Annotated in this window: 8 protein-coding genes; 6 read left to right on the forward strand and 2 right to left on the reverse strand. The window is 72.9% G+C overall.

Features of this window, described 5'->3' with window-relative positions; genetic code table 11:
- Window positions 1-242 precede the first annotated feature (242 nt).
- The gene (locus tag SGA01_RS15765; RefSeq protein ID WP_141297139.1) at window positions 243-2,225 is read left to right on the forward strand and encodes a serine/threonine-protein kinase; all 1,983 of its coding nucleotides are present in this window, start codon (window positions 243-245) and stop codon (window positions 2,223-2,225) included.
- Between the two features lie 38 nt (window positions 2,226-2,263).
- Window positions 2,264-5,158, forward strand: coding sequence for a protein kinase domain-containing protein (locus SGA01_RS15770; protein WP_141297140.1), 2,895 nt, complete (start codon window positions 2,264-2,266; stop codon window positions 5,156-5,158).
- 4 nt (window positions 5,159-5,162) lie between these two features.
- Here SGA01_RS15770 and SGA01_RS15775 read toward each other — a convergent pair whose 3' ends face one another.
- Window positions 5,163-5,570 (reverse strand): Zn-ribbon domain-containing OB-fold protein, encoded by a 408-nt coding sequence (locus tag SGA01_RS15775; RefSeq protein ID WP_141297141.1) that lies wholly within the window; start codon window positions 5,568-5,570, stop codon window positions 5,163-5,165.
- The gene (locus tag SGA01_RS15780) at window positions 5,570-6,019 is read right to left on the reverse strand and encodes a DoxX family membrane protein (RefSeq protein ID WP_055641966.1); all 450 of its coding nucleotides are present in this window, start codon (window positions 6,017-6,019) and stop codon (window positions 5,570-5,572) included. The genes SGA01_RS15775 and SGA01_RS15780 overlap by 1 nt, the downstream gene beginning before the upstream one ends.
- Window positions 6,020-6,188: 169 nt before the next feature.
- Here SGA01_RS15780 and SGA01_RS15785 point away from each other — a divergent pair, with 169 nt between their 5' ends.
- From SGA01_RS15785 to SGA01_RS15800, 4 genes are all read left to right on the forward strand, one after another.
- Window positions 6,189-7,352 (forward strand): flavin-containing monooxygenase, encoded by a 1,164-nt coding sequence (locus SGA01_RS15785; RefSeq protein ID WP_141297142.1) that lies wholly within the window; start codon window positions 6,189-6,191, stop codon window positions 7,350-7,352.
- Between the two features lie 271 nt (window positions 7,353-7,623).
- Window positions 7,624-9,021, forward strand: a complete 1,398-nt coding sequence (locus SGA01_RS15790; protein ID WP_255325204.1) for an MFS transporter — start codon at window positions 7,624-7,626, stop codon at window positions 9,019-9,021.
- 107 nt (window positions 9,022-9,128) lie between these two features.
- On the forward strand, window positions 9,129-11,351 hold the full coding sequence (locus SGA01_RS15795; RefSeq protein WP_141297144.1) for an acetate--CoA ligase family protein: 2,223 nt from the start codon (window positions 9,129-9,131) through the stop codon (window positions 11,349-11,351).
- Window positions 11,352-11,363: 12 nt separating this feature from the next.
- Window positions 11,364-12,152, forward strand: a complete 789-nt coding sequence (locus SGA01_RS15800; RefSeq protein ID WP_141297145.1) for an enoyl-CoA hydratase/isomerase family protein — start codon at window positions 11,364-11,366, stop codon at window positions 12,150-12,152.
- Window positions 12,153-12,259: the final 107 nt, after the last annotated feature.

A 12,259-nucleotide genomic window follows, 5' to 3' on the forward strand; every position in this document is an offset into this window, starting at 1 on the left:
TGCAGGTCAGTACCGGGATTTCATTGCAACCATCATGCGAGCTAACGCAACAAACCTCGCCTGCGCATTGCAATGACATGACGATGAACGCGCCGCGAACCCCGCACCGACCGTTCAATCGCCGTACAGAAACCGGCACTTGGTCTCCGTACGAAGATGAATCACCCTCAGCTAATGTGTGGCCCATGCAGGGGGAACTGGAAGACCACTCTGGTGCGGGCAGTCTGAACGGCAGCGGAGCCATGCCACTCGAGGCGGGGGATCCCCGCCGGATCGGGGCCTTCCGGCTCCTCGGCGTGCTCGGCTCCGGAGGTATGGGGCGGGTCTATCTCGGCGCCGTACCAGGGAAGTTCGCGGCGGTGAAGCGGGTCCTTCCCGTACTCGCCGAGGACGCCGACTTCCTCAACCACTTCGGGCACGAGCTCGACAACCTGGCCCGGCTGCCCGCCGGGGCCAACACGAAACTCCTCGCGAGCGACCGCACGGCCAAACCTCCGTGGTTCGCCACCGAGTTCATCCCGGGCATCACGCTCAGCGAGGCCATCCGGCTGCACGGCGGCCCGCTGCCCCCGGAGTCCCTGTGGCGGCTCCTGCGGGACGCGGCGGCCGGACTGCGGGTCGTGCACGGCGCCGACATGGTGCACCGCGACCTCAAGCCGTCCAACGTCATGCTGACCGACGGCGGCCTCTCCCTCATCGACTTCGGCGTGGCACGCGCCGCCGACCAGAGCCGGCTCACCAAGACCGGCATGGTCATCGGAACCCCCGCCTACATGGCCCCCGAGCAGGCCGTCGCCGACCGGCAACTCACCGGTGCGGCCGATGTGTTCGCCCTGGGCAGCCTGCTCCTGTACGCGGCGAACGGGCGGCCCCCGTTCGGTGACGGCTCCGGACCCGACCTCCTCTACCGCGTCGTCCACGGCGAGCCCGACTTCGGGAAGCTCACCGAGACCGACCCCGAGCTCGCCGCGCTCGTCCGGACCTGCTTCGCCAAGGACCCGGCGGACCGGCCGACCGCCGCCGAGCTCGTCGAGCGGGCCGACGAGAAGGCCACCGGGGCCACGTGGCCCGCCGCCGTCGCCGACCGCATCGGCGAGCGCGCCACCTTCGCCGCCGGGGCGCCCACCGCCGAGCACCTGGCCGAGCTGGAGCGGATCGAGCCGGCCAAGGACGTCGCGACCGCCTCGCTCACCCCGCAGGCCGGGAAGGAGCCGGCCACCGCCGCGCCCGACCCCGTCGCGGTCACCGGGGCCGCGGCTCCGGGTGCCAAGCGGGTCAGGCGGAATCGATTCGTCATGCTCGCCGTGCCCGTCGTCGTGGCGACCGGCACCACTCTGACCGTCGCGCTCGGCCCGTACGAGATCGGCCGCCTCGGCGCCGCCCCCGACACCTCGGGCTCGCCTTCCGCCGTCGCCTCGCAGCCGGCGCCCGGCAATCCCGCGCCCGTGGCCTCGTCCTCCTCCGCGAAGCCGGGCGCCTCCGCGTCCGCTTCCGCCTCGGCCTCCTCGGGGCCGGCCTCCGTACCTCCGGGCGGGTCCACGGCGGCACCGCCGCCCGGCACGGGAGGCGCGGGCGGCGGCGGGACCCTGCCCGGCGGCGGAAACGGATCCGGGAGCGGGTCCGGGAGCGGCTCGGGCAGCGGCTCCGGCGGTGACGCCGGGACCGGTTCGACGACCGCCCCGGGCGGCGGCGGGTCGACCACGACCAGCCCCGGCGGTGGAGGCGGGACGAAGACCACGCAGCCGCCCGCGCCTCAGCCCACCCGGACGACCACCCGGCCCGCTCCCCCGCCGTCGACCGGCGGCGGCTCGGGGCCCTCGGGGACGTACTCCATCGCGAACGTCTCCAGCGGGGAGTGCCTGTCCGAGAGCAACCCCGCGTGGGGCGGCACCATGGTCAACACCGCCCCGTGCGGCACCCAGCCCAACAGCGGCACCATCACCTACGCCTGGACCTACTCGTCCACAGGGGGCGGCACCTTCCGGCTGGTCAACAAGGCGTCCGGCAAATGCCTCCAGCCGGGCGGGACGCCCGGCTTCACCTCCAAGGACTGCGACGGCTCCAGCCTCCAGTCGTGGACGATCGGCACCAAGACGTCCAGCGGCCACACGATCAAGAACGTGAACACCGGCGACTGCATGATCCCCGGCCCGCCGTTCCTGATGCAGTACACCTGCAATCCGAGCGACAGGAGCCACCTCTGGCGGAACGTCTCCCCCGTCTGACCCGTCAACCCACTTTCCCCGCCGCTAGATTGATCCCCATGCGGGGAAGGATGTTGGACGGCCGGTACCGGCTCGTCGAGCGGGTCGGCGCCGGAGCCATGGGCGTCGTGTGGCGCGCCGAGGACACGCGCCTCGGTCGCCACGTGGCCGTGAAGCTGCTCGCCGCCCCCGAGGACATGCCCGAGGCGGACAGGGAGCGGCTGATCGCGCTCTTCCACCGGGAGGCGCGAGCGGCGGCGGTCCTGGAGAGCTCGTACATCGTCGGCATCCACGACCACGGGACAGCGGTCCGCGAGGACGGGCCCGACCTTCCGTACCTCGTGATGCCGATGCTCACCGGGCGGACGCTCGCGGCGTGGCTGCGCGAAGAGGGGCCGCTCGCAGCAGGCGAGGTGGCGCGGATCGGCGCCCAGATCTGCCGGGCGCTCGCCGTCGCGCACCGGGCGGGGGTCGTGCACCGGGACATCAAGCCCGCGAACGTCTTCCTCACGGACGAGGACCTGGTCAAGGTGCTCGACTTCGGGGTCGCCACCTTCGTCGACGCCGCGACGCAGCGGCTGACGCGCACGGGCGACGGGCCGAACGGCACCGTGCTCTACATGGCACCGGAGCGGTTCAAGGACGGGCCCGACGAACCGCGCGGCGACCTCTACTCGCTGGGCTGCGTCCTGCACGAACTCCTCGCCGGGAACCCGCCGTTCATGTCGGGATCGGCGGCGGCCCTGATCCACCACCATCTCCACGAACCGCCTCCGCCGATCGACGGCGAACGGCCCGGGCTGCCGGACGGGTGGGCGGAGCTGATCGCCGACCTGCTGGCGAAGGACCCGGCGGAACGGCCGGACGCGGAGACGGCGATCGAGCGGCTCGAAGCGCTGGCCGGCGCGGGGAAGTCGGTCGTGTCCGCCGAGAGGGCCGCCCCCGTGTCCGTACCCGAGGACGAGCCCGGGCCGTTACCCGAGGACGAGCCCGATCCCGTACTCACACCGGAGACCTCCTACCGGATCGCCCCGCCCGAACCGGCAGGGGAAGCGGAAGCGGCGCAGGCGGAGGTGCGGGCGGAAGCCGCGCCAGAGCCCGAACCGGAGCCGGAGCCAGAGCCCGAACCGGAGCCGGAGCCAGAGCCAGAGCCCGAACCGGAGCCGGAGCCAGAGCCCGAACCCGAACCCGAGCCGGAACCCGAGCCGGAACCCGAGCCCGAGAGCACAGTCGAACCACCCCCCTCCCGCCGTAACTTCCTGTCCGTCGTCGGGGCCGTGGTCCTCGGCGGTGGCGGCATGGCCCTGGGCATGCTCGACGAGCCCGGGGGTGACGGGAAGGGCGGGGCGGCGGGGAGTACGGACTCCTCCCTCCCGTACGACACGCTCGTCGGTACCGCCGCCGACTCCCGGGGCCCGGCCCCCACACCCGACGGTGCCCGTCGGGGCAGGGAGGTGACGATCCTGAGCACGCCGCTGCCCGACGCATCGGGTCCGGGCCGGCTCGCGCCCACGGAGGGCATCGCCCTGCTCCGTCAGCTCGTCTCCCGCACTCTCACCGGCTACAAGAGAACTGCGGACGGACGCCTCATGCTCGTCGGCGACCTCGCCACCGCCCCGGGGCGGATGACGGACGGCGGCCGGACGTGGACGTTCACTCTGAAGGAGGACGTCCGGTACGAGGACGGCACCGCCGTCACGAGTGCGGACTTCACCCGTGCCCGCACCCTCCTGGACGAGGACCCCGAACCGGACCCGCTCGGGGTCCTGCTCTCGGCGACCGTCCTGCGGGTCGAGGCGCCGGACCGCCGGACCGTCGTCTACCGGTTGAGGACGCCGGACACGGGTTTCCCCTTCCTCCTCGCCGGACCGGCGGGGGCACCGGCCCCGGTCGCCACCAACCGTGCGCGCGACGAGTCCACACGGGCTGCCTGCGGGCCCTACAGGATCGCGTGGAACCAGACCGAGAACGGGGAAATGCGTCCCACGCTGCGGCGGAACCCGCACTGGGACCCCGCCACCGATCCGCTGCGGACGGCCTTCCCCGACACGTACCGCTTCGAGGTATGGGAGGCGGCCGGGCGATCGCTGGCCGAGCGAATCCGCTCGTCGCCCGCCCGACGCCCGGTGGTGTCTCTCGGAGGCGACGGCAGCACCGACCCCGACACTCCCCTCGCTCCCGACGTCATGTCGGTTCTGCGGTTCGCGGAGGCGCCGAGCACCACGGTGAGCCTCTACGTGGTCAACACGCGGCGGGTGTGGGACCGAGACGTGCGGCTGGCGCTGGCGCTGGCCTTCCCCCGGCAGGATGTGCACCGGATCCTCGCGGAGGGCCAGGCCGTGCCCACCACCCGCATCCTTCCGCCCGGCGTACGAGGCCACCTGGACTCCGGCGCCGGGCCGCTCGGGGCGGCGGAGAACGGTGACCCGGAGCGCGCCCGGAAGACACTCGGGACACGAGCGCCGCCGCGCGAACTCGTCGTCGCGCACACGCAGGGCGAGCCGAACGGCCGCGAGCGGGCGGCGGCCTTCGTCGACGCCCTGCTGAGGGCCGGGTTCCGGGCGCGGGCGGCCGACGTGGGGGTACCGCCCACCGGATCCGGGATCCGTCCGGGCGCCTACGACTACGACCTGCACGTGGTGACCCTCTCCACGTACTCGCCCGATCCTTCGCTGTTCTTCCGTTCCCACTTCGACACGCGGGTGCCGGACGGCCAGGGGCTCGGCGCGTTCGACGACCCCGCCCTGCACCGGGCGATCGACCGCGCGACGGCGGCGACGGGCGACGGTGCGCAGGCGGCGGCGTGGGCCAAGGTGGACGAACTGCTCGTGAGCCTCGCGGTGGTGGTGCCGATCTGCCGGTACGAGAACCTGCTGCCGTTCCACCGGGACCTGGAGGGACTCACCCTCGACGGGCGGGGGCCCTCACTGGCCGCGGCCTACGTGAAGTCGTGACCGGTCACGACCGGGCGTGACCCGCCGTGAAGACCGGCACCGTCGTCTCGCCCTCCGCCCGGAAGGCGACCCGCAGCTCCATGCCGATCCGGAGCTCCGCCTCCGGCACGTCCACGACCTCCGTCATCATGCGCGGGCCCTCCGCGAGGTCGACGACGGCGGCGACGTACGGGACGCGCTCGCCGAAGGGCGGGAGGTCGTTCCGGTGGACGACCGACCACGTGTAGAGCGTGGCGCGGCCGCTCGCCGGCTCCCAGCGGACGTCCTCGCTCCAGCAGTGGGGGCAGAACTCGCGCGGGTAGTGGTGGGTCCGGTCGCAGGCCGCGCAGTGGCGCAGCAGGAGCCGGCCCTGGGCGGCGGCGTCCCAGTACGGGCGGGTGAAGGTGTCGATGTCGGGGTCGGCTGCCGTCATCAGAAGAGTCCGATCGCGTGGTCGAGGGACCAGGTCTGCCAGGACATCGCGAGGAGCGCGACCAGGGAGATCAGCGCCATCATCGCGTTCTGCCCCTGCTCGGCCCAGTCGTGGATCATCAGGACGAGGTAGAGGAGGTTGAGGAGGAGGCCGCCGACGAGGGCGACCGGGGTGAGGAAGCCGACGACCAGGCCGAGGCCGAGGGCGAGTTCGGCGTAGACGACGACGTACGCCATGACCTTGGGGCGGGGGGCGACGACGGTGTCGAAGCCCTTCTTCACCTGCGGCCACTTGTGCTTGGCGGCGACGTCGGCGGCCCAGGCGATGCCGGTGCCGCGCTCGAACCAGCCCTTCCTGTCCTTGTGCCGCCAGCTCTCCAGCCACCACAGGCCGAGGCCGATGCGGAGGACGGCGAGCCATTCGGCGCCGGTGAGCCAGACGGTCTGCATGCGCGCCCCCACGAGCTGAATCACGGAAATCTGACGGTACGTCAGTTCAGCGCAGGGCGGGCCGGTCGCGCAAGAGGTCGGCGGGCGCTCGGCGGGCGTGACCGATTCGCAACCGAAATCCCTCTTGGTCGAGACCCACTGCGTGTACACGTCATTACGCTCAGCATTCATGGCCACCACTTCCCAGCAGACTCCCGCTCACCCCGTGTACGTCATCGGCGGCGGCCCCGGCGGACTCGCCGTCGCCGCCTCCCTGCGCGAGCGCGGAGTACGGGCCGTCGTCCTGGAGAAGTCCGACGCCGTCGGGGCCTCCTGGCGCACCCACTACGACCGGCTGCGGCTCCACACCACCCGGCGCCTCTCCGGCCTCCCCGGCCTGCGGATACCCCGCTCCTTCGGGCGCTGGGTCGCCCGCGCCGACGTCGTGCGGTACCTGGAGAAGTACGCGGAGAAGCACGAGCTGGAGATCGTGACGGGCGTCGAGGTCTTCCGTGTCGACCGGGCGGGCGCGGAGTGGGTCCTGCACGCGACCGGCGGGCGTCGGCTCACCGGGAGCGCGGTGGTCGTGGCCACCGGCTACAACCACACCCCGCGCCTGCCGGAGTGGCCCGGGCTCGACGCGTACAAGGGCGGGCTGAGCCACGCCCGCGAGTACCGCAACCCGAAGCCGTACGCGGGGAAGGACGTCCTCGTCGTGGGCGCCGGGAACACCGGGGCCGAGATCGCCGCCGACCTCGCCGAGGGCGGCGCCGGGCGCGTACGGCTCGCGGTGCGGACCGTCCCGCACATCGTGCGGCGCACGACCCTCGGCTGGCCCGCCCAGCGCAGCGGCATCCTGGTGCGGCGCCTGCCGACGGCCGTGGTCGACCGGCTGGGCGAGGTGATCGGCCGCTGCTTCCTGCCGGACCTGTCGGCACACGGGCTGCCCCGCCCCGAGAAGGGTCTCGCCACCCGCCAGCGGGAAGGCGCGGTCCCGGTGCAGGACGTGGGCCTCATCGAGGCCGTACGGGCCGGGAAGGTCGAGGTCGTCGCCGCCGTCGAGGCCTTCGAGGACGGCGAGGTGCTCCTCGCGGACGGCACCCGGATCGCCCCGGACGCGGTGATCGCGGCGACCGGCTACCGGCGCGCCCTGGAGCCGCTGCTCGGACACCTGGACGGCGTGCTCGACGGAAACGGACGGCCGGTGGTGCACGGGGCACGCTGCCCGCGCGAGGCGCCGGGACTGTACTTCCAGGGCTTCACCAACCCGATCAGCGGGATGCTGCGCGAGCTGGCGATCGACGCGGAGAAGATCGCGCGCAGGATCGCGCGGGGGATCTCCCGGGGCCGCTAGCTCCGAGGTCGCGGTCCGTCCCGGATTTGCGGTGTCGGCAACATCGCTGGCCTGCGGTCGTCACGCGGGCGGAGCCTTGCCGGGCACTGTTCCCGGACCTCAGGGGTGGACCATGACCGCGCCGAAGGCGACGTCGGCACACGCCGCTCAGCCAGATCAGCCCCATCAGCTCTCTCAACCCGATCAGCTCTCTCCACCCGATCAGCTCTCTCCACCCGATCAGCCCGTTCGGCCGGCCCAACCTGTACTGAGCGCGCGCAGACGCTGGACGGTGCTGGCCGTCTGCTGTCTGAGCATGTTCCTGGTGGGCCTGGACACCACCATCGTCAATGTGGGTCTGCCGGCCATCGGGCGCGGCCTGGACGTCGACACGCGCGGTCTCGAATGGGTCGTGGACGCCTACACCCTCGTCCTGGCCGGTCTCCTGATCTCCTCCGGCGCGCTGGCGGACCGCTTCGGGCGCCGCCGGGTGTTCCAGTGCGGGCTGGCCGTCTTCGGCATGGCCTCGCTGCTCTGCGCGCTCGCCCCGTCGGCGGGCGCGCTCGTCGCGGGCCGCGCCCTGCAGGGGGTCGGCGCCTCGATGCTCAGCCCCGTGGCGCTCGCGATCGTGGTGAACGCGATGCCGGACCCGAAGGAACGGGCGCGGGCGATCGGCGTCTGGGCGTCGGTGTTCGGACTGAGCATGGCCGCAGGCCCCCTCACGGGCGGCGCGCTCCTCGCGGGGCTCGACTGGCGGGCGCTCTTCTGGATCAACGCACCCGTCATCGTGGCCGCCCTGCTGCTCAGCGCGGTGTTCGTGCCGGAGTCCCGGGCCGAGCGGGCCCGGCGGCTCGACCTGCCCGGCCAGCTCCTGCTGGCCGTCGCCCTCGCGGTCGCGGTCGGCGTCCTCATCGAGGGGCCGCGCATCGGCTGGTCGTCGCCCGCGGCGCTCGCGGGATACGCGGGCGCCGCCGCGGCGACGGCCGGTTTCGTGTGGGTCGAGTCCCGCCGACGTGAACCGCTGATGGATCTACGGCTCTTCGGGCGCCCCGCCTTCAGCGGTGCCGTCGTCGGCGCGGTGGCGGTCTTCGTCGCCCTGAACATGACGCTGCTCCTGAACACCCTCTACCTCCAGCACACCCGGGGATGGACGCCGCTGGCCGCCGGCGCGGCAAGCCTGCCCCTGGCCGTCGGTGCGACCGTCTGCGCGCCCTGGTCAGGCCGCATGGTCGGACGCACCGGACCGCGGCTGCCGCTGCTCCTCGCCGGCGGTTTCCTGACGGCCGGCGGGCTGTGCCTGGTCCGCCTCACCCCGCACACCAGCGTGTTCCTGCTCCTCGGCGCGCTCTCGCTCATCGGCATCGGGTTCGGCTTCGCCAACGCCCCGATCACCAACACCGCGGTCAACGGACTGCCGCTCGCCCGCGCCGGCGTGGCCGGGGCGATCACCTCCACGGCACGGCAGCTCGGCTCCGCCCTCGGCATCGCGCTCGCCGGCGGCCTGGTCGCGGCCGCCGGCCCGGCGGAGCTCGCGGAGGCGTCACGTCCGGGCTGGATCCTGGTCGCGGTCTGCGGCGTCCTGCTCCTCGCCGTCGCACGGGCGTCACAACCGACGAAGACCAAGGCAGTTTCGGACCAACGGTCTTGGGGACTTTTGGGGGCTTGGGGACGCGGGAACTCGGGGTCCTGAGGACTTCCCGAACATCCACCCCGCACAACCATTCCTGACTGAGCGTCAGTTCTGTAATCTGACTATGCGTCAGGTCAATGGTCATGGGCGGAAGGTGGAGCGGAACGATGCTTGGATCGACTCACGGCACCTTCACCACCGATCTCCGCGCACGCGTGGTCGCCTGCGGGGAGGAGCCCACCGGCGTCGTGCACGGCGTCACCGCCGCCCCCGGCGACCAGGACGTCAGCGGCCGGCCGCTGCACGCCCCCGTACCCGACCTCGACCGGTTCTTCCGGCCCGGGTCCGTCGCCGTCGTCGGCGCCTCCGACACCGAGGGCCGCCCCAACACCGGCATCACCCGGCAGCTGCTCGCCTGGGCCGAGCGGGTCGGCGCCCGGCTCGTGCCCGTGCATCCGACCCGTACGAGCGTCTTCGGGATCGACTGCGTGCCCTCCGTCGCCGCGCTCACCGAACCCGTCGACCTCGCCGTCCTCCTCGTCGCCGACCCGCTCCCCGTCATCGAGGAACTCGCCGACACGAAGGTGCGGTTCGCCGTCGCCTTCGCCTCCGGCTTCGCCGAGACCGGCGAGGCGGGCGCCGCCGCGCAGGAACGGCTCGCCGCCGCCGTACGCCGCTCGGGGCTCCGGCTCCTCGGCCCCAACACCAACCTCAACGCCTTCGAGCGCTTCCGCGACGACCTCGAAGGCCCGGCCGTCGCCCTCATCACCCAGTCCGGTCACCAGGGGCGGCCCGTCTTCACCCTCCAGGAGCTGGGCGTCCGGCTCTCCCACTGGGCGCCCACCGGCAACGAAGCCGACCTGGAGACCTCCGACTTCATCTCGTACTTCGCCGGACTGCCCGAGGTCGGGGCCATCGCCTGCTACGTCGAGGGACTCAAGGACGGCCGCTCCTTCCTCCTCGCCGCCGACCGGGCCGCACGCCAGGGCGTCCCCGTCGTCGCCGTGAAGGTCGGCCGCACCGAGACCGGGGCCCGCACCGCCGCCTCCCACACCGGCAAGCTCACCGGCGCCGACCAGGTCGTCGACGCGGCCATGCGCCAGTACGGGGTGATCCGGGTCGACGGGCTCGACCAGCTCCAGGACACCGCGACCCTGCTCGCCCGCGCCCGCAGGCCGCAGGCGGACGGAGTCGTCGTCTACTCGATCTCCGGCGGTACGGGCGCCCACTTCGCCGACCTGGCGACGGCGGCCGGGCTCGAACTCCCCACCCTGCCGCAGGCCAAGCAGGACGAACTGCACCAGTGGATCCCGGAGTACCTGAGCGTCTCCAACCCCGTCGACAACGGCGGTCACCCGGTGGGCGACTGGCGCGGCCGGAAGATCATCGACGCGATCCTCGCGGACCCCTCCGTCGGCGTCCTCATCTGTCCGATCACCGGCCCCTTCCCGCCCATGAGCGACAAGCTCGCGCAGGACCTGGTCGACGCCGCCGAGGCGACGGACAAGCTGGTGTGCGTGGTGTGGGGCTCCCCGGTCGGGACGGAGGAGGCGTACCGCACGACCCTCCTCGGCTCCTCGCGTGTCGCCACCTTCCGGACGTTCGGGAACTGCATCGGGGCCGTGAAGGCCTATCTCGACCACCACCGCTTCACCATCGGCTACCGCTCCCCCTTCGACGAGGCCCCCCGCACCCCCTCCCCCTCCTTCCGCAAGGCGCAGGCCCTCGTGCGGCCGGGCCGGCGGCTCAGCGAGCACGCGGCGAAGCAGCTTCTGCGGGCGTACGGGATACGGGTGCCGCGCGAGCAGCTCGTGACGAGCGCGGCGGCGGCGGTCCGGGCGGCGGGGCTCGTCGGCTACCCGGTGGTGATGAAGGCGTCGGGCGCGCAGCTCGCGCACAAGACGGAGCTGGGCCTGGTGAAGGTCGGGCTGACCTCCGCGAGCCAGGTCCGGGACGCGTACCGCGAGCTCACCGACATCGCGCGGTACGAGTCGATCGACCTCGACGGCGTCCTCGTCTGCCAGATGGTCGGGCGGGGCGTCGAGATGGTGGTGGGCGTGACCCGCGACGAACTCTTCGGGCCGACGGTGACGGTGGGTCTGGGCGGGGTCCTGGTGGAGGTCCTCAACGACACCGCCGTCCGCGTGCCGCCCTTCGGCGAGCGGGAGGCCCGCTCCATGCTCGCGGAGCTGCGCGGCCGGGCGCTCCTGGAGGGCGTACGGGGCGCTCCGCCGGCCGACATCGACGCGCTCGTCGAGGTCGTGCTGCGGGTACAGCGGATGGCCCTCGAACTCGACGGCGACCTCGCCGAACTGGACATCAACCCGCTGATGGTGCTGCCGCGCGGGCAGGGGGCGGTGGCCCTGGACGCGCTCGCGGTCTGCCGATAAGGAGCCTCTTCCGTGCCGGACGTGCTGCACGCCGTGGAGAACGGCGTCTCCTGGATCACGCTCAACCGCCCTGAGGCGATGAACGCGGTCACCTGGGACCAGCGGGAACGGATCATCGACCTGCTGGCGTCGGCCTCCGCCGCCCCGGAGATCCGGGCGGTGGTCGTCACGGCGACGGGCCGGGGCTTCTGCGCGGGCGCGGACCTGCGGGGGTCGCCGTCCTCGTCGGGTGACCGGGTGGCCGGGGACGTGGCCCGGATGATCCGGCTCGGGGCGCAGCGGTTCATCGGGGCCGTACTGGGCTGCGAGAAGCCGGTGATCGCGGCGGTGAACGGCACGGCGGCGGGCATCGGGGCGCACCTCGCCTTCGCGTGCGACCTGGTGCTTGCGGCGGACTCGGCGCGTTTCATCGAGGTGTTCGTACGGCGGGGACTCGTCCCGGACGGCGGGGGCGCGTACCTCCTCCCCCGGCTGATCGGGCCGCAGCGGGCGAAGGAGCTGATGTTCTTCGGCGACGCGGTGCCGGCGGCGGAGGCGGAACGGTTGGGCCTGGTGAACCGGGTCGTCCCGGCGGAGACCCTGGAGAAGACGGCCCGCGAATGGGCCGAACGCCTGGCCCAGGGCCCGACGCGAGCCCTCGCCCTGACGAAGCAGCTGGTCAACGCCTCCCTGGACGTGGACCGCACGACGGCCTTCGCGACGGAGGCGACGGCCCAGGAGCTGAACATGGGGACGCGGGACGCGCAGGAGGGGGTGGCGAGCTTCGTGGAGCGGCGGGAGGCGCGGTACGAGGGGCGGTAGCGGAGGCTGTCGTACCGGAGCCATATGGTGTGTCGCGCATATGCCACACACTGCCGCTCCGGGGGGAACGGAATGCCCAACTCCGCGCGCTCGCGCCAAAGATCCCG

The organism is Streptomyces gardneri, assembly GCF_006539185.1.
GTDB classification, from domain to species: Bacteria; Actinomycetota; Actinomycetes; order Streptomycetales; family Streptomycetaceae; genus Streptomyces; species Streptomyces gardneri.

Bases quoted from the DNA above. Each gene is read 5' to 3' on its own strand.
- SGA01_RS15765 (WP_141297139.1), top strand. From the start codon at position 243: ATGCCACTCGAGGCGGGGGATCCCCGCCGGATCGGGGCCTTCCGGCTC.
- SGA01_RS15770 (WP_141297140.1), top strand. From the start codon at position 2,264: ATGCGGGGAAGGATGTTGGACGGCCGGTACCGGCTCGTCGAGCGGGTC.
- SGA01_RS15775 (WP_141297141.1), bottom strand. From the start codon at position 5,570: ATGACGGCAGCCGACCCCGACATCGACACCTTCACCCGCCCGTACTGG.
- SGA01_RS15780 (WP_055641966.1), bottom strand. From the start codon at position 6,019: ATGCAGACCGTCTGGCTCACCGGCGCCGAATGGCTCGCCGTCCTCCGC.
- SGA01_RS15785 (WP_141297142.1), top strand. From the start codon at position 6,189: ATGGCCACCACTTCCCAGCAGACTCCCGCTCACCCCGTGTACGTCATC.
- SGA01_RS15795 (WP_141297144.1), top strand. From the start codon at position 9,129: ATGCTTGGATCGACTCACGGCACCTTCACCACCGATCTCCGCGCACGC.